General features: G+C 40.5%; 13 protein-coding genes. 11 read left to right on the top strand and 2 right to left on the bottom strand.

The window, feature by feature from the left end:
• The 9 genes from JIG37_RS14885 to JIG37_RS14845 all read left to right on the top strand — a co-directional run bounded on the left by JIG37_RS14885 (position 1) and on the right by JIG37_RS14845 (position 11,959).
• Positions 1-1,851, top strand: a complete 1,851-nt coding sequence (locus tag JIG37_RS14885; protein ID WP_199529712.1) for a glycoside hydrolase family 13 protein — start codon at positions 1-3, stop codon at positions 1,849-1,851.
• Positions 1,852-1,942: 91 nt separating this feature from the next.
• Entirely contained in the window at positions 1,943-3,820 is a 1,878-nt protein-coding gene (locus JIG37_RS14880) for an alpha-amylase family glycosyl hydrolase (protein ID WP_199529711.1), read from the top strand.
• The gene (locus JIG37_RS14875) at positions 3,813-5,297 is read left to right on the top strand and encodes an MFS transporter (RefSeq protein WP_194441551.1); all 1,485 of its coding nucleotides are present in this window, start codon (positions 3,813-3,815) and stop codon (positions 5,295-5,297) included. The genes JIG37_RS14880 and JIG37_RS14875 overlap by 8 nt, the downstream gene beginning before the upstream one ends.
• A gap of 12 nt (positions 5,298-5,309) precedes the next feature.
• Complete coding sequence (locus JIG37_RS14870; protein ID WP_194441550.1) at positions 5,310-7,709, top strand: glucan 1,4-alpha-glucosidase; 2,400 nt, start codon at positions 5,310-5,312, stop codon at positions 7,707-7,709.
• Positions 7,710-7,769: 60 nt separating this feature from the next.
• The gene (locus JIG37_RS14865; RefSeq protein ID WP_194441549.1) at positions 7,770-8,708 is read left to right on the top strand and encodes an alpha/beta hydrolase-fold protein; all 939 of its coding nucleotides are present in this window, start codon (positions 7,770-7,772) and stop codon (positions 8,706-8,708) included.
• 149 nt (positions 8,709-8,857) lie between these two features.
• Positions 8,858-9,751, top strand: a complete 894-nt coding sequence (locus JIG37_RS14860) for a sialate O-acetylesterase (protein ID WP_199529710.1) — start codon at positions 8,858-8,860, stop codon at positions 9,749-9,751.
• A 95-nt stretch (positions 9,752-9,846) separates the two neighbouring features.
• The gene (locus JIG37_RS14855; RefSeq protein WP_206769752.1) at positions 9,847-10,284 is read left to right on the top strand and encodes a hypothetical protein; all 438 of its coding nucleotides are present in this window, start codon (positions 9,847-9,849) and stop codon (positions 10,282-10,284) included.
• A 71-nt stretch (positions 10,285-10,355) separates the two neighbouring features.
• Positions 10,356-10,937, top strand: a complete 582-nt coding sequence (locus JIG37_RS14850; RefSeq protein WP_138600565.1) for a DUF1287 domain-containing protein — start codon at positions 10,356-10,358, stop codon at positions 10,935-10,937.
• A gap of 101 nt (positions 10,938-11,038) precedes the next feature.
• Complete coding sequence (locus JIG37_RS14845; protein ID WP_199529709.1) at positions 11,039-11,959, top strand: hypothetical protein; 921 nt, start codon at positions 11,039-11,041, stop codon at positions 11,957-11,959.
• A gap of 66 nt (positions 11,960-12,025) precedes the next feature.
• Here the strand turns inward: JIG37_RS14845 and JIG37_RS14840 are convergent, their stop codons facing one another.
• Together JIG37_RS14840 and JIG37_RS14835 are read right to left on the bottom strand one after the other, a co-directional pair.
• On the bottom strand, positions 12,026-14,212 hold the full coding sequence (locus tag JIG37_RS14840) for an OsmC domain/YcaO domain-containing protein (RefSeq protein ID WP_199529708.1): 2,187 nt from the start codon (positions 14,210-14,212) through the stop codon (positions 12,026-12,028).
• Between the two features lie 193 nt (positions 14,213-14,405).
• Positions 14,406-15,425 (bottom strand): LacI family DNA-binding transcriptional regulator, encoded by a 1,020-nt coding sequence (locus tag JIG37_RS14835; protein ID WP_138600573.1) that lies wholly within the window; start codon positions 15,423-15,425, stop codon positions 14,406-14,408.
• Positions 15,426-15,840: 415 nt separating this feature from the next.
• Here JIG37_RS14835 and glk point away from each other — a divergent pair, with 415 nt between their 5' ends.
• Positions 15,841-16,839, top strand: a complete 999-nt coding sequence (gene glk / locus JIG37_RS14830) for a glucokinase (RefSeq protein ID WP_199529707.1) — start codon at positions 15,841-15,843, stop codon at positions 16,837-16,839.
• Between the two features lie 22 nt (positions 16,840-16,861).
• A complete protein-coding gene (locus JIG37_RS14825) occupies positions 16,862-17,875 on the top strand; it encodes a LacI family DNA-binding transcriptional regulator (RefSeq protein WP_054551441.1) in 1,014 nt (337 codons plus the stop codon).
• Positions 17,876-17,934 lie beyond the last annotated feature (59 nt).

The following is a 17,934-nucleotide window of genomic DNA, read 5'->3' as shown; positions in this document are numbered from 1 at the left end:
ATGAAAAAAACACAAACATTTTTAGCGTTAACAACCGCATTTACACTTTTTAACTCAACAGCAAGTTTTGCAATTACTGCGTCACCAGAAAACTGGTGGGTAGGGATGCAACACGACTCATTACAAGTCATGCTTTACGATAACAATATTGCTAACAAAGCGTGGCAAATAGTGCCTTACAAAGGCGTTGAGTTTAAAGGGGTGACAACAACAAATAACCCTAACTACGCGTTTTTAGATTTAACCATCAGCGATAATGCAAAGGCGGGAACACTGACTTTTAAAGCTGAAGACGGCACCACCTTTACTTACCCGTTAAATGACCGTGATAAGCAAAGTGCCAATCGTCATGGCTTTACAAATAGAGACACGCTTTATTTAATAAACCCTGATCGCTTTGTAAATGGTGACCCAAGTAACGATAGTGTTGCAGGTATGCAGGAGGCTGCAAACCCAAGCTTTAAAGGTGGCCGACATGGCGGTGATATTCAAGGTGTTATCAATAGCCTAGATTACCTTGAGGACCTCGGTGTAACGCAACTTTGGTTAACACCGGTGCTTGAAAATGACATGCCAAGTTATTCTTATCATGGTTATGCTATTACTGATTTTTACAAAGTTGATCCGCGTATGGGCAGTAATGCGCTTTATAAAACCTTATCGGCAGAAGCGAAAGAGCATGGTATCGGCTTAGTGATGGACATGGTACTTAACCACTTTGGTTCATCGCATCAGTGGATGAGTGACATGCCAACGGCAGATTGGGTTAACTTTGATGGTAAGTTTGAAAACGGTAAAAATGCCACCAGTCACGCCAGACAAACAATTCAAGACCCTCATGCGAGCCAATACGACAAACGTCAATTTAATGATGGTTGGTTTGTTGAGACGATGCCTGATTTAAATCAGCGCCAGCCGTTACTATCAACGTATTTAATTCAAAATGCCATTTGGTGGATTGAATACGCCAACTTAAGCGGCATTCGTGTTGATACCTATTCATACTCAGATAAAGCATTTTTAGCCGATTGGACTAAAGCGATTATGACCGAGTATCCAAACTTCAATATTGTTGGTGAAGAATGGACAACCAACCCAGCAATTGCATCTTATTGGCAGCGTGGCAAAGTCAATCAAGATGGTTATACCTCTGAGTTACCAAGTGTAATGGACTTTTCATTACAAGAGGCGTTGATCCAAGCACTTAACGAAGAAGAAAGCTGGAATACAGGTTGGGTTAAAGTGTATCAATCGCTGGCGAATGACTTTTTATATGCTGATACAGATAACATTTTAGTCTTTGCAGATAACCATGACATGAGCCGTGTTTACACTGAGCTGGGTCAAGACCTTGCAAAAACTAAATTAGCCATGACGCTGTTATTAACAACTCGTGGTATTCCACAAATTTATTACGGCACTGAACTGCTGCTCGATAACACACCTAGTAATGATCACGGTGATATTCGCATTGACTTCCCAGGTGGGTTTAAAGGTCAAAAAGCGAATGCCTTCACAGGTAAGGGGCTTTCAGCTGATCAGCAAGAGATGTTAGCTAGCATGAAAAAACTGCTTAAGCTTCGTCAAGAAAAACCAGCGTTAAGCGAAGGTCGTTTAATGCATTTTTCACCCAAGCAAGGCGTTTACAGCTATGTGAGAGAGCACAATGGCCAAACTGTATTGGTTGTTCTTAACAAAAACCAACAAGCTATTGATTGGGATTTAAGCTACATGCAAGAAGTGCTGAAAGGCAATAATAAAGGACGCGATTTAATCAGCGAAGAGCGTGTTGATCTTGCTGCGCCAATTCGCTTAAAAGCTATGCAAGCACGCTTAATAGAGCTTGAATAATTGCAACTAATAGGCTGAATACGTATGCATTTACTGTCCGTATGCAGCCCTTAACATTAGTATGAACTGATATTTACAGAAAAATGAAGTAATGATGACAACATACAAACTAACTGCGTTAGTAGTGGCTTCGGTTTTAGGTTTAACTGCCTGTGGTAACGATGCGCCAGTACAGCAGAACACGCAAAAGCAGCAATCAGAATCTAGCCAAGCAGCTATCTCTAAGCCTGTGGTATACCAAGTATTCACTCGATTATTTGGTAACACTAACTCCACCAATAAACCGTGGGGCACATTAGAAGAAAATGGGGTAGGTAAATTCGCTGATTTTAATGATGCAGCATTACAAGGCATTAAAGAACTAGGTACAACACATGTTTGGTATACTGGTGTACCGCGTCATGCTTTAGTAACTGACTATACCGAATACGGTTTGTCTCAAGATGACCCTGATGTTGTAAAAGGCCGTGCAGGCTCGCCTTATGCAGTGAAAGACTATTACGATGTTAATCCTGATTTAGCAATTAACCCTGAGCGCCGCTTAGAAGAGTTTGTCGAGCTAATCAATCGCACTCATAAGCACGGTATGAAAGTGGTTATTGATATTGTGCCAAACCACGTAGCGCGTAACTATGAGTCGGTCGCAAAGCCTGAAGGCGTTAAGGATTTTGGTGCTGAAGATGACACGACGAAAACCTATGCTCGCGATAATAACTTTTATTATGTAACAGGGCAGTCATTTCAAGTGCCAACAAGCGATAGCTACCAAGTGTTAGGTGGTAACCCGCATCCTCTTGCTGATAATCAATTTGCCGAAACCCCAGCAAAATGGACGGGTAATGGGGCCCGTGCCGCTAAACCCGACATCAATGATTGGTACGAAACAGTTAAAATCAATTACGGTGTGAAACCAGATGGTAGCTACGACTTCCCGACGCTACCGGATGATTACGCTGATAAAGATTACCGTGCGCACTACGCATTTTGGCAAGATAAAGACCTACCAAATAGCTGGTATAAATTCCGCGATATCGCGCTTTATTGGTTAGATAAAGGTGTTGATGGTTTCCGTTATGATATGGCCGAGATGGTGCCTGTTGAGTTTTGGAGCTTTTTAAATTCATCAATCAAGATGCAAAAAAGCGATGCCTTTATTTTGGCTGAGGTATATAACCCAACGCTTTACCGCCCATATATCCAACAAGGTAAGATGGATTACCTTTACGACAAAGTCGGTTTTTACGACACGGTTAAAGCTGTGATGCAAGGCAAGCAATCAGCGGATACTATTTTCGATATCCAAAGCCAAGTGGCGGATATTGAAGAGCATATGCTGCACTTCTTAGAAAACCATGATGAGCAACGTATTGCTAGCCCAGATTTCGCTGGTAGTAGTGAAAAAGGTAAGCCAGCGATGGTGGTATCTACATTGATGTCGCGCTCGCCAACATTACTTTATTTTGGTCAAGCTGTCGGTGAAGATGGCTCTGAGGACGGCGGTTTTGGCGACCCAACGCGTACCAGCATTTTCGATTATATGGGTGTACCTGCGCATCAAGCATGGATGAATAATGGTAAATTCGATGGCGGTGCGCTTTCAAAGCAGCAAGCTGATCTTCGCGCTTACTACACCAAGTTAATGTCGTTAAACACACTGCCTGCCATTGTTGGTGGTGACATGCAAGCGGTTGAATTGACAGGCTCAGAACAAGTCATTGCTTTTACGCGCAAGCTAGGTCAACAACTAGTGCTTGTAGTAAGTAACTTTTCAGAAAACCCACAAAATGTTGAGCTTACTCTTAACCAAACGTTGTTACCTAAGCTTAATCACAGTGGCTTAACGTTAATTGATAACCTAGAAAATCATGCCGACATTGTGATTTCTGAGGCAGCTACGAATGCGCCAATTCAACTACAGATGAATGGCTTAAGCAGTGCAGTATTTACCTTAAAGGCTGACTATGAATAATAACAAACCAACGCTGAGCTTTTGGCAAATATGGAATATGTGTTTTGGATTCCTTGGTATCCAATTTGGCTTCGCATTACAAAACGGTAATGTAAGCCGTATTTTTCAAACTTTAGGTGCCAATGTTGATGATATTCCAATCCTTTGGGTTGCAGCTCCATTAACAGGTCTAATTGTACAACCGATCATCGGTTACTGGAGCGATAAAACTTGGAATAAGTTAGGTCGTCGTCGTCCGTTCTTTTTCTATGGGGCTATTTTAACGACGTTATCGTTATTCATCATGCCTAACTCACCAAGCCTTTGGATTGCGGCGGGTATGTTATGGATCATGGATGCGTCAATTAACGTGACTATGGAGCCATTCCGTGCTCTTGTAAGTGATAACCTACCGAAAAAACAACGTGCAACTGGTTATGCGATGCAAAGCTTCTTCATTGGTGTTGGTGCGGTTGTTGCGTCAGCATTACCTTGGATGATGACTAACTGGTTCGATATTGCTAATACGGCACCTGCTGGGCAAATTCCAGATTCTGTAAAATTTTCGTTTTACTTTGGTGCAGTAGTTTTATTAGTTGCTGTGTTTTGGACTGTCTTTACTACTAAAGAATATTCACCAGAAGAACTTGAAAGCTTTCATGAACAAGAGCAAAGCGATGACTCGAGTGATGTTCAAAGTGATGTAAACTTTAACAAAGGCGCTGCAATCTTTACGGTTCTTGGTCTAGTAGTACTTGGTATTGTAACGGGTCTATCGCTTGAAAAAGAGCTTTATTTACTCGCTGGTGGTTTGATTAGCTTTGGTGTTATTCAATTTATTGCTGGTGCTTTAAAGGCTAAAAACGCAACCAGTGGTGGCTTTTATCAAGTTGTGAATGATGTATTCACTATGCCAGAAACGATGAAACAATTGGCTTGGGTACAATTTTTTAGCTGGTTCTCATTGTTTGCAATGTGGATTTACACCACATCGGCAGTAACCAGTTTCCACTACGGCAGCAGTGATACAAGCTCTCTTGCTTACAATAACGGTGCGGATTGGGTTGGTGTATTATTTGCCGCTTACAATGGTTTTGCTGCCATTGCAGCACTGTGTATTCCGGTTATCGTTAAAAAAGTAGGGCTAAAAGTGGCTCACGCTATCAACCTAGTGCTAGGTGCATTGGGTCTGGTCAGCTTCATTATTATCAAAGATCCAAGTTTACTGATCTGGCCAATGATTGGAGTAGGGTTTGCTTGGGCGTCAATTCTATCTTTACCATACGCAATGTTAAGTACCTCAGTACCAAGTAAAAAAATGGGTGTGTACATGGGTATTTTTAACTTCTTTATTGTTATTCCGCAGCTTTTAGCGGCAAGCGTATTAGGCCTAATTTTACGTCACTTTTTTGATAATCAACCGATTTATGCGTTAGTGCTAGGTGCAGTGTCATTCGTACTAGCAGCGGTCGCTGTACTGCGCGTTAAGCAACAATAATAAGGACACACCATGAAAAAATTTAATCTCATTACAGCAAGCTTGTTAGCGTTAGGTTTAACAGCTTGTAGTTCAGAACAATCAGCTAATACAGCAGTTGAGCAGGTGTCTGCACCAGGAGCACCGGGTGTTGAGCCTTTTTGGGCATACTCTGGTAAAACGGGTATTGGTACCTCTTACGAGCAATACCAAGACGGCCACTATAGCGACGCAGCTGCTACTGGCAAAGTATCAAAAGTTTGGTTTTCAATCGCGAAAGGCATGATCACCGAAACCATGTTTGGTTTAATTCACCAAGCACAAATCAAAGATATGCAATTTGTTGTAGTCGGTAAAGACTTTACCGTTACAGAGAACGATGATCTCGATGTAAGCATTGATTATTTATACAAAGACGACGCTGGTCGCCCATTATCGCTTGCTTATAAAGTCGTTAGTAAAGATAAACAAGGTCGTTTCACTTTAGAAAAACATATTTTTACAGATCCAAACGGCCAAACATTGTTTGTTCGTAGCGTATTTAATACCGACCTTGAAGGTGTGAAAGCCTACGTTAATGTGAACCCTTACATTGATAACAACGGTTTAAACGATTTTGCAAAAGTAACTGATAAGGGGCTAGTTGCGTGGCAAGATGATAACTTTTTATCTTTACAAGCCGCTCAACCATTTAAGCAAGCAAGCGTTGGCTTCACGGGAGTAAGTGATGGCTTAAAAGAGTTAAAAGCATCGCAATCATTATCAACGACTTACCAAAATACCGGTGATAAGTCGGGTAATGTAAGCTTACTTGCAGAGCTTGGTGAAGTATCAAAAAACACCACCTTTGATTTAGCTTTAAGCTTTGGTAACTCTGAAACTGCAAGCTTAAAAGAAGGTCAAGCAAGTTTAAATCAAGGCTACCAAAAAGTGCTTGCTGCATATAACGGTGAAGGTGTTGCAATTGGTTGGCAAGACTACTTAGCAAGCCTTGAACCTTTGAGCACATTAACTAACAGCACCGCAGATAATGGTAAGTTGCTTTATACCAGCGCCATGGTGTTAAAAGCGCAAGAAGATAAAACTCATGCTGGTGCTTTAATTGCGTCACTTTCTAACCCTTGGGGTGAAACAGTATCAGCCAAAACAGGTTCTACCGGTTATAAAGCGGTTTGGGTACGTGATTTCTATCAAGTAGCAATGGCATTTATGGCCATGGGTGATACACGTACCGCAAAAACGGCGTTTGAATATCTAGAAAAAGTACAAGTAACAGATAACACACCAGGCAATGGTGGTGACACGGGTTGGTTCTTACAAAAGACGCATGTTGATGGTGAGCTTGAGTGGGTAGGTGTTCAGCTTGACCAAACAGCAATGCCGATAATGTTAGCGTGGAAACTACACCAAGCTGGCGTACTTAGCGATCAAGAGCTGACAGATTGGTATGGCAAAATGTTAAAGCCAGCTGCTGACTTCTTGGTTGATGGTGGTCTTGCGAAAATTCTTTGGAACGACACGCAAATTACACCGCCAGCAACACAACAAGAGCGTTGGGAAGAACAAAATGGTTTTTCACCATCAACAACGGCTGCGGTTGTTGCAGGCCTAGTGACAGCTGCTGATATTGCTAAAAAAGCAGGGGACACTAAAAATGCAGAGCGTTACCTAGCAACGGCTAAAAGCTACAACAGTGAAATTGAAAGCACCATGTTTACGACTCAAGGTAACCTTAAGTCTGAAAATAGCGATGGTGAATATTTCATTCGTATTGGTCAAGACAAAGATCCAAACTCATCAACCACACTTAATGCTAATAACGGGCGTGAAGGCTTTGATAAAAAGCAAATCCTTGATGGTGGTTTCTTAGAGCTTGTACGTTACGGTGTTCGTGATGCACTTGCGCCAAGCATTGTAAAAACATTACCAGAATACGATGACGAAACCTTAGTCGATAATTTGCAAGTGCGTTACACCTTTAATTTTGCTGATGGCTCAGGGTCATTCCCTGGTTACCGTCGCTATGGTAACGATGGTTACGGTGAAGATGAAGTGACAGGTAACAACTATGCCGAAGGTGGTAACAACACCCCTGGTCAACGTGGTCGTGTATGGCCGTTTTTCACAGGTGAACGTGGTCACTATGAAATCGCTGCGGCAAACGCAACTAATAGCCTTGATGCGATGAAGCAACAAGCGATTAAAGACACCTATGTAAAAGGTATGGAAGCATTTGCCAATGAAGGCATGATGCTACCTGAGCAAGTTTGGGATGGTGTTGGCAATAATAAAGCAGGCTATCAGTTAGGTGAGGGGACAAACTCAGCGACACCACTTGCTTGGACTCATGCAGAATATATCAAGTTACTCCGTTCAGTGAGTGATAAACATGTATGGGATCATTACCCAGTGGTTGAAAAAGCCCTCAAGTAATACCTTATTAATAAGCCGCAATTCATTTGCGGCTTTTTAGTTTAAATTTGAGTAGACATTATGTTTAAGAAATTTATTTGTTTAACCTTGATGCTATTTTCAGGTGTCACTTTTGCAAATGTGATAATCCCTGAGGTGTCAGAAGGGCATCTTGATGTTAAGAAAAACTTTAGTTCAAAGTATGTTGAGAGCCGTTTTTTAAATATCTGGTTACCACCAGGTTATAGCAACACACGTAAGTATGATGTTTTATATATGCATGATGGTCGAATGTTGTTTGATGCCAAAACAACATGGAATAAACAAGAATGGCAAGTTGATGAAGTTGCAGCGAAGTTAATTCAAAGCGGTAAAGTTAAGCCATTTATTGTTGTTGGCATTCCAAATGCGGTAGAAAATCGTCATAGCGAGTATTTTCCGCAAAAAGTATTTGAAAGTTTAGCAAAGCAAAAACAAGCAAATTTATATGAGTTAGAGAGGTATCCAGGGCAAAAGCTGTTTTACTCTAAGGTTTATTCAGACAACTATGCTCGCTTTGTTGTTGAAGAAGTCATTCCCTTTATTGAGAATAACTATTCAGTAAATAAAGGTTTTGAACATCGGTATATCGCAGGATCAAGCATGGGAGGGCTTATTTCTTGGTATACACTACTTCAATATCCTAATGAGTTTGCCGGCGCAATTTGTATGTCTACGCATTGGCCAGGGATTTTTACTTATGACAAACAAGTATTTACTGCTTTCAAGCAGTATATTTCTGACAATATTGGCAAACTAACAACACAAAAAGTTTACTTCGATTATGGAGATGGCACATTAGACTCCATGTATCCTGATCTTCAAAAACAAATTGATAATGTATTTATGCAACACGGTTATCCAGCTTCGTTATGGCAGAGTCAATATTTCCCAGGTGCGACGCATGCAGAAGTTGATTGGGCTAAGCGATTGCAAATCCCACTTGAGTTTATGTTCAGAGTAAACGCGCAAGCACTGTAATAATTAATTGATTAAAAGAATCGAACTGCTTCTGCTAGGCTAAATGCCTGTATTAAAAGTATTTATAGCACGAAGCTATAACTATGAAGTAAAAACTTAATTACATACCTAATATTTATTGGGCATGGCTTTTGGTAAAAGGAAAAATAATGTTAAAAAAACTAGCCTTATGTGGTTTGTTAGCAATAAGCACGCAAAGTAAAGCGGATGACTATTTGCTTTACTTTATGGGGGGCCAATCAAATATGGAAGGTTTTGGCTTTAATAAAGACTTACCTGCACAGTATGAAAAGCCAGTTGAAAATACCTTATTCTTTTTTGGTAACCCTGTTGCTGATGATGCATTAAATGGTGGCAAAGGTGTTTGGACTAATTTAATGCCTGGTTTTGGAACAGGGGCAAGATCGACAGAGCATTCAATTATTTTATCTGATAGATTTGGCCCTGAATTGAGTTTTGGTAAACGCTTATCTGAGCTAACGGGTAAGAAAATAGCCATTATCAAATATGCGCGTGGTGGCTCATCTATTGCGCTTGGGGCATCTGGTTTTGGTACATGGGGGCAGAACTATGCTGACAACACCAAGATCAACCAATGGGATAACTTTCAAACTACCGTAAGAGCTGCGTTAGCGAACAATGATATAGATGGTGATGGTGTAGCAGATACTTTAGTACCAGCAGGTATCATTTGGATGCAGGGTGAGGCCGATGCCTATCATGAACAAGCATCTAAGGTTTATTTAGCTAATTTAACAAGCCTGATGAATGATATGAAGATGACTTTTGGCAATAAGGAGTTACCAATCATTCTTGGCAGAATCGAAGACTCTGGTAAAACACCTGAAACACGCATGATGCCATATATAGAGAGAGTATGGGATGCTCAGAAAAAGTACGTTAAATCAAATGCTAATGCTCATTTAGTTGCCTTTGATGAGCCTGTCGAATTCATTGAAGATAAATGGCACTATAAAAGTAATTACTATATAAAACTAGGTAACCTTTTTGCAGAGAAAGCAGCCGAAACATTAGCTAAGTAAGTTTCTTTTAAATATCTAATTAAATAATTAAACCGCCGAATTAACCTCGGCGGTTTTTTGTTTATAATAGGGCCAAATTTGAAATGGAATTTACCATGAATCAGCAAAATTTTATTCTTGTTATACTTATTCTCATTGCTTTACCTGTGTGCTTAATTAAAGCTGAAGCAGCTGAACTTAAACCCTTCACTACAGATGGTTGCAGCTCTTTTCCTGATGGAACGATAGAACACAAAAACTTATGGTTAGCTTGCTGCACTGCCCATGATCTCGCTTATTGGCAAGGTGGTACTTTCAAGCAACGTGAGCAAGCTGATATAGATTTAAAAGCGTGTGTTGCACAAGTGGGTGAGCAAGAAATTGCGGTATTGATGCTTGCTGGTGTTAGAGTGGGTGGTACACCTTTTTTACCTACCAGCTTTCGCTGGGGTTATGGCTGGCCATACCCCAAGTTTTATAGCGAACTCACTGAGCAAGAGCGCTTACAAGTTGAAAGCCGTTTAGCAGAATACGCTGATACTGAACAGCATTAATACTTAATAAAGAGAATGGGCAGAGAGCAGTCTATTCGAGTTTTTATAATTATTTAAAATGGAGTTTGTAGATGATCAAAACAGCCGGGATGTTACTTTTATTATTTGCTCTTAATTCTCAAGCGGAAAGTTTTCAATCTAAACTTGTTGAGGCCGCCAAAGAGCGAACTGAACACTTTGTAGTTTATAACGGAAGTTATCGAAAAATAGACTATCCCAATGGTGATGTACCTAAGAATATAGGTGTATGTACCGACGTGGTTATACGTACTTACAGAGCTTTAGGAATTGATTTACAGGCGCTTGTATATGAGGATATGCGCGACAACTTTAGCTTATATCCTTCAAAACGAATTTGGGGCTTAACCAAACCAGATACCAATATTGACCATCGCAGGGTACCTAACCTACAAGTGTTTTTTGAAAGACATGGTGAAAGTCATGTTATTAGTAAAACAGCTGCTGACTATCAAGCAGGTGATATTGTGACTTGGGTTCTACCTAATAATAGGCCTCATATAGGTATCGTTACAGATGAACTATCGAAAGATAAATTAAGACCTCTGATTGTTCATAACATAGGCTGGGGTCCTAAAATGGAAGATATGCTATTCACTTACAAAATTACAGGGCATTACCGATATAAACCCTAACATTCACATTAGGCTTCAATTAGTTACCACTTTAGTATACATTTAAGGTATTCATGTACCTTTATTGGGTTTGGTCTGATTTTTAACTTAAAGGGATTTATATGAAAAATGTTAGTAAATGCATTGCCAGTATTTTGTTGCTACTTCCGACGACTATTTTTGCTGCTCAAGAAGTTGTGATTGAAAAGTCAGATAAATTTACCGAACTGTCAAAAGGCTTAAAGGTAAGTGTTAGAACTGGCCCTACTAAAAATGCCAAAATTTATGACTTTTCGACAAATAAAATTACCATCACTGATGAGCATGGTGCGCCTTTTCAACGTTACTATTTGCATATTGCCACAGCAGATAAAGAATGGGCCAAGGAAATCATTACGTTTGATGATAAAACGAATGTAATTGACTTAAATGCACTACTCTTTGGTCAATTGATAGACACTTCTGAACTAAAAAAAATAGACTCAGCGCATGCTTTTTCTTTATATAATCGTCTTGAAAATATTCTCTCGGAAGAATATGGCACATTTGAACAGGTTTACAATGGTGGCTTAGCTGACAATTTAAATTATATGTCGATAGACGCCGGTTTTGAGAATTACATAGCAAGAACCGGGGGAGCGGGCGATAAACTCACAGAATCACTAAAAGAAATAAAGATGCCGCCTCTTGTTGAACACCAACAATTAATAAGTGAGTTTATTAAGGCTGTAAATCAAAAAGACAAAACATGGTTGTTAGCTCAGCAAAAACCAAATTCCTCAGAGCGAGACTCGGGAATTTATGCACGCGGTTTAAACGTGCTGTTTGAGTATTTTGATAGCATAGGTAACCCTACAAAGTTCAATATTACCCGAGAAACACAAGGTCGCTCTTATGACCTTAATTCTAATACACACTTTATTGTTGAATTGCTTGAGCACAAAGGCCGACGAGAAAAAATAGAGATGGAGTTTATGTTTGTAGATACATATGGTGGCCGCTTTATTGCTGAATACGACATTACAGGTGTTCGTTTTCGTTAAGTAACGGTTTTAAGTAAAGCAGAAAAGCCGCAGGTTACGAAAACGTGCGGCTTTGATATTTCTTGGTTACAGCCCTGCTTTTTTAGCGCGGGCAGCGTGTAGCTTTTTGTAACTTTCGATTAAACGAAGGTGCCTGTCTAAACCCTCAAGCTTCATGCTGGTTTCTGTTAAACCATAGAACATTACATCGCCGTTAATTGAGCCAACGACTGCATCCATCGTTTCTTGACCAAACATACGGGTGAAGCTATGAATGTAATCTTCAATCTCTAGGTCATCGCTGAGTGCGACTTCTAACGTTGCATGCATTGCTTGGTAGAATAGGCCGCGTTCAACAATGGTATTGTCGTTATACTGTAAGAATGCTTCAACAAGCTCCATTGCTGCTTCTAAATCACCAAGTGCTAGATAAATAAGTAGCTTCAGCTCAAGAATCGTTAACTGACCCCATACTGTGTTTTCATCAAACTCAATGCCGATTAAGGTGATGATATCAATGTAGTTATCTAGTTCACTTTCTTCTAAGCGCTCAACTAAATCAGCAAGTTGATCTTCTGATAAACGATGCAGGTTTAAGATATCTTCACGGAAGTTAAGTGCTTTATTGGTATTGTCCCAAATCAAGTCTTCCACTGGATACACTTCTGAGTAATCAGGCACTAAAATGCGACATGCAGTACCAAGATCTGAGAATTCAGCAATGTAAGCTTCTTTACCTAAACTTTCTAATATACCGAATAAGCTCTCAGTTTCTTCCTCATTGCTACCAGAGAAATCCCACTCTACAAAATCATAATCGTGTTTAGCGCTGAAGAAACGCCATGAGATCACGCCCGTTGAATCAATAAAGTGCTCTACAAAGTTTTCCGGCTCAGAAACTGCCATACTATTGAACGTTGGCTTAGGTACATCGTTTAAGCCTTCAAAGCTTCTGCCTTGTAATAACTCAGTTAAGCTGCGCTCTAAAGCTACTTCAAAGCTTGGGTGCGCACCAAAAGAGGCAAATACACCGCCTGTTTTAGGGTTCATGAGTGTTACGCACATCACAGGGAACTGACCACCTAGCGAGGCGTCTTTTACTACAACAGGGAAACCTTGTTCTTCAAGACCATTAATACCCGCAACAATACCTGGGTATTTATTTAAAACGTCCTCTGGTACGTCTGGTAAAACTATTTCTTGCTCAATGATTTGACGTTTAACGGCACGCTCGAAAATTTCAGATAAACATTGTACTTTTGCCTCAGCAAAATTGTTACCTGCACTCATCCCATTACTTAAGAATAAGTTTTCAATTAGGTTTGAAGGGAAATAAACCGTTTCACCGTCTGACTGGCGAACATAAGGAATCGAACAAATGCCACGTTCTTTATTACCAGAGTTGGTATCTATTAGGTGTGAGCCACACAGCTCACCATCTGGATTATAAATTTCACGGGTATAGTCATCTAAAATGCCCTCAGGTAAAGAGTCATCGTCAGTCAGTGCAAACCACTTTTCATTTGGGTAATGAACAAACGCGCTATTGGCAATGTCTTCACCTAAGAATTGATCGTTATAGAAGAAGTTACAGTTTAAGCGCTCAATAAATTCGCCTAAAGCTGAGCATAGTGCGCTTTCTTTCGTTGCACCTTTACCATTGGTAAAACACATAGGCGAAGCTGCATCACGAATATGAAGTGACCATACATTTGGCACAATATTACGCCAAGAAGAAATCTCGATTTTCATCCCTAACTCTTCAAGGATGGCCGTCATATTTGCGATGGTTTCTTCAAGCGGTAAGTCTTTACCTAAAATAAAGGTATTACTGTCATCACCGGGTTTTGCCATCAGCATTGCTTGCGCATCAGCTTCGATGCTTTCAACAGTATCGATCTTAAATTCAGGGCCAGTTTGAATAACACGTTTAACTGTACAGCGCTCAACAGAGCGTAAAATACCTGTGCGATCTTTCTCAGAAAGGCTTTCTGGTAACTCAACCTGAATTTGAAAAATTTGGTTATAGCGGTCTTCAGGGTCAACGATATTGTTTTGCGCAACACGAATACCGTCAGTCGGGATATCGCGTGAATTACAATACACTTTAATAAAGTAAGCCGCACACAATGCAGAAGATGCTAAAAAGTAATCGAATGGACTTGGTGCAGTGCCATCACCTTTATAGCGAATAGGTTGGTCTGCAATGACAGAGAAATCATCAAACTTGGCTTCAAGTCTGAGGTTGTCGAGAAAATTAACTTTAATTTCCATTAAAAAATTCCACCTTTGTGCGCGTTGTTATCTAAAGCATTGTTAGCCAGATAAGCATTTTCAACATAATAGGTGTAATTATCTGCTTTTTCGAAGTAATAGTCTTGGGTAAATCGAAAAAAAACTAATTTTAATGCAATAAGTGTCTGGTTAGGGAGGGAGTAAGCGATAACAAAGCTGTTATCGCTAAAAATTAAACACTTGAACCGCGAATAATTAACCGGGGTGGTAAAAGGGTATTCTCGACATCTTCACCACGAATAAGTTTGAGCAGGTTATCGACCAACATTTGTCCGGCGAGGGTGGTGTCTTGCTGAACAGTGGTAAGTGGTGGGTTTACAAAGCTGGCAACCGCAATATTATCAAAGCCAACAACGTGCACATCATCAGGAACCTTTATTTTTGCTTCTTTCAAGGCGCGAATAGCTCCAATCGCAATAAGGTCACTGGCAGCAAATAATGAGTTAAAACGAATGTTATTTGCTAAGAGTGAACGAGTCGCGTGATAGCCTGATTCTTCTGTTGAAATAGCATTTGCCATCTTACGTTCGTTTAAATTCACGCCCTTGGCTAGAAATGCATCTTTAAAGCCTTGGTAGCGAGCAAAAAATTCTGGACTATGCTCAGATGCATCACCAATAAATGCACAATCGGTTCTTCCTGTTGCGAGTAAATGTTCAGCCGCTAATTTACCACCGCCGTAGTTATCACAGCTCACAGTTAAATCTGGGCGGTTATCTACACTGGCACCCCAACAGACAAATTTAGTGTGCTGATCTATTAGGGTTTTAAATTTAGGTTGATAATCAAGGTAATCACCATAACCAAGCAGTATTAAGCCATCTGCACGATGGCTGTCTTCGTAATCGGCTTGCCAATCAGAGCTGCTTGACTGAAACGATACCAGTAAGTCGTAGCCTTCTTTTGCACAGGCTCTGGTTATACTACCTAGCATCGCCAAAAAGAAAGGGTTTATTTGTGATTCATCCGAAGTGGGATCTTCAAATAATAACAGGGCGAGGGTGCTACTTTGCTGTGTTCTTAAGTTACTGGCATTTTTATCAACTTTGTAGTTGAGCTGCTTGGCTACCTCATGAACACGTCGACGGGTTTCTTCGTTGACCAAAGGGCTATTTCGCAGCGCGCGAGACACGGTTGACTGCGACACACCCGCATAATGTGCAATGTCAAAAGATGTCGCCTTACCTTTCATATGGTTACCAAATAACAGAACTAGTAATTGCCATTTTCGGCTATTTAATATTTTTTTCAAGCTATTTGTGACAAGCAGCGAGAGTGTGGCTGTTCTGTACACAGTTAGGTATTTTTTATGTGTTTATAAATGCCTTTTCGATACTTAATACGCAGGTTTTCTCATTAAATACGTATGCATGCACAAATAATGAAAATTTTTATTGATCCAAATCTGACACCGGTGTCATAATGTCACTGTTTTATCATTTTGTTGTCAAAACGTATTTGGCTGCCCATTCATTTGGGCAGCATTTTTTTAATACAAAAGATAGCTTCTTTGAGGCAATGACCCAAAGTTTAGCAGACACAGTGGCTTTGCCATTGAAAACTAGAACAATAAGCGGCAACTAGCTTAGACAAATAGAGAAAACATCATGAACACACAGACAACCACAGAATTCGCTCCTATTCTTGTTGCCGATATCGGCGGCACTAACGCTCGTTTCGCTTTAATCACTGACTTTAATGCACAAACTAACCAGTTTGTTATCGAGCACAATTTAACTTTTCCAAGTGCAGATTTTGGCTCTTTAGAAAGTGCGATTAACCAGTACTTTAGTCAAATTTCGTTTCCAAAGCCAAGCCGTGCATGTTTAGCAGTAGCTGGCCCGATTAAAGCAGGTCAAGTTCATTTAACTAACCTTGGCTGGCACTTTAACGTTGCCGATTTAAAAGCTGAGTTTTTATTTGAGCAACTTGAAGTAATCAACGACTTTGCAGCATTTGCTTATGCGGCACCTTATTTAGATGATTCGCAAAATATGGCTGTTAAAGCAGGTCAGGCGGATGAAAATGCGAATATCGCAGTTATGGGGCCTGGTACAGGTTTTGGTGCTGCATGTTTAGTTCGCACATCACAAGGCAGTGCTGTTCTTAGCTGTGAAGCAGGGCACATTACCCTTGCAGCTGTCACAGACTTAGACCGTAGGCTAATTACTGAGCTTAAAAAGCAATTAAATCATGTTTCTGTGGAGACTGTGTTCTCAGGCCCTGGTATTGCTCATTTATATGGCGCTATGGCAGCGGTAAAAGGCGTTGAAGCGAAGAATTTAGATGCAGCACAAATTAGCGAGCTTGCAACCACTGGTCAATGCGAAGTCTGTGATGCAACACTCAATCAATTTTGTGATTGGATTGGTAGTGTAGCAGGGGACTTAGCCCTGACATTTGGTGCGTTAGGTGGCGTATTTATTGGTGGTGGTATTTTACCTCGTATGCAACAACGTTTATTATCTAGTCGATTTGTTGAACGTTTTGCAGACAAAGGCATTATGTCGCAATATACTTCACAGATCCCTGTTACGCTTGTAACACAAGACAACATTCCATTCATTGGTGCTGCTGCGTGTATACATGTTAAAAGTAACGCGTAATTAGCAGTTGGATGTAGAGCGGATGAAGAAAGTAACCATCAACAGTGTCGCCAGCTATGCCGGTGTATCGAAAAAAACAGTATCTCGCGTGCTTAACAATGAGCCAAACGTGAGTGATGCAACGCGCGAAAAAGTACTTAAAGTATTTAAAGAGCTCGATTACACGCCAAACCCAATCGCTAGAGGTTTAGCACAAAACCGTAGTTTTATTATTGGTTGCTTGTACGATAATCCGAGTAAAAGCTATATTACCCGGGTGCAAACTGGTGCCTTAGCGGCGTGCCATGAACTTAACTACAACTTATTGATCCATCCTTGCGAATTACGCGGTGATGAATTAATTAGTAACATTGAGCAATTAATTCAAACTTCTCGTTTAGACGGTATTGTATTGACCCCGCCATTTTCAGATTTTCCTGAACTTGTAAGCTTTTTAAAGTCGAAGAAGATCCCGTATGCTCGTGTCGCCTCTGCGGTACTTGAAGACGACTCTATTTCGGTAAGAAGTAATGACGAACAAGGGGCTTTTGAAATAACAGAGCATCTTATTAAGCTGGGTCATAAAGAAATCGCCTTCATTAAAGGTCACCCTGATCACAGTGCCACAGAGCAGCGTTTTAAAGGTTATCGAAGAGCACTTGCCTCAAATGGTATTGAGTTTGATGAACGCTTAGTTGAAGAAGGTAACTTCAGTTATCACTCTGGTGTTGATAGTGCCCGTACAATTTTAGATTTAAACCCTCGCCCAACAGCAGTTTTTGCTTCAAATGATTACATGGCAGCGGCAGTACTAAAACTTGCTACGCAAATGCAGTTAAGAGTGCCTGATGATATCTCTATTGCAGGGTTTGATAACGCACCAATTGCACGTCATATTTGGCCAGGGTTAACGACCATTGCACAACCGGTTGAAGAGATGACTCAGCAAGCAGTTAAGCAATTGATCACTCATATTGGTGATCCACAAGAGTCGCCTTATCAAGTAACCCTTGAAGCAAAACTCATTACGCGTGAGTCGACAGCAGCAATTAAATAAATTTCATCTTGTTTTTTTCACAGTAGCCCGAGAATGAGTGACGCGTTCTCGGGCTTTTT

Origin of the sequence: Pseudoalteromonas sp. bablab_jr010 (genome assembly GCF_016464105.1) — a bacterium.
Lineage (GTDB): Bacteria > Pseudomonadota > Gammaproteobacteria > Enterobacterales > Alteromonadaceae > Pseudoalteromonas > Pseudoalteromonas simplex.
The sequence above is the reverse complement of the archived record's forward strand: the minus strand, read 5'-3'. Positions and strand labels throughout refer to the sequence as shown.

What these genes read in the sequence shown, in the direction of transcription:
- JIG37_RS14850 (WP_138600565.1), top strand. Translation starts at nt 10,356, where the DNA reads ATGATCAAAACAGCCGGGATGTTACTTTTATTATTTGCTCTTAATTCT.
- glk (WP_199529707.1), top strand. Translation starts at nt 15,841, where the DNA reads ATGAACACACAGACAACCACAGAATTCGCTCCTATTCTTGTTGCCGAT.
- JIG37_RS14885 (WP_199529712.1), top strand. Translation starts at nt 1, where the DNA reads ATGAAAAAAACACAAACATTTTTAGCGTTAACAACCGCATTTACACTT.
- JIG37_RS14845 (WP_199529709.1), top strand. Translation starts at nt 11,039, where the DNA reads ATGAAAAATGTTAGTAAATGCATTGCCAGTATTTTGTTGCTACTTCCG.
- JIG37_RS14840 (WP_199529708.1), bottom strand. Translation starts at nt 14,212, where the DNA reads ATGGAAATTAAAGTTAATTTTCTCGACAACCTCAGACTTGAAGCCAAG.
- JIG37_RS14875 (WP_194441551.1), top strand. Translation starts at nt 3,813, where the DNA reads ATGAATAATAACAAACCAACGCTGAGCTTTTGGCAAATATGGAATATG.
- JIG37_RS14835 (WP_138600573.1), bottom strand. Translation starts at nt 15,425, where the DNA reads ATGAAAGGTAAGGCGACATCTTTTGACATTGCACATTATGCGGGTGTG.
- JIG37_RS14855 (WP_206769752.1), top strand. Translation starts at nt 9,847, where the DNA reads ATGAATCAGCAAAATTTTATTCTTGTTATACTTATTCTCATTGCTTTA.
- JIG37_RS14865 (WP_194441549.1), top strand. Translation starts at nt 7,770, where the DNA reads ATGTTTAAGAAATTTATTTGTTTAACCTTGATGCTATTTTCAGGTGTC.
- JIG37_RS14860 (WP_199529710.1), top strand. Translation starts at nt 8,858, where the DNA reads ATGTTAAAAAAACTAGCCTTATGTGGTTTGTTAGCAATAAGCACGCAA.
- JIG37_RS14870 (WP_194441550.1), top strand. Translation starts at nt 5,310, where the DNA reads ATGAAAAAATTTAATCTCATTACAGCAAGCTTGTTAGCGTTAGGTTTA.
- JIG37_RS14825 (WP_054551441.1), top strand. Translation starts at nt 16,862, where the DNA reads ATGAAGAAAGTAACCATCAACAGTGTCGCCAGCTATGCCGGTGTATCG.
- JIG37_RS14880 (WP_199529711.1), top strand. Translation starts at nt 1,943, where the DNA reads ATGATGACAACATACAAACTAACTGCGTTAGTAGTGGCTTCGGTTTTA.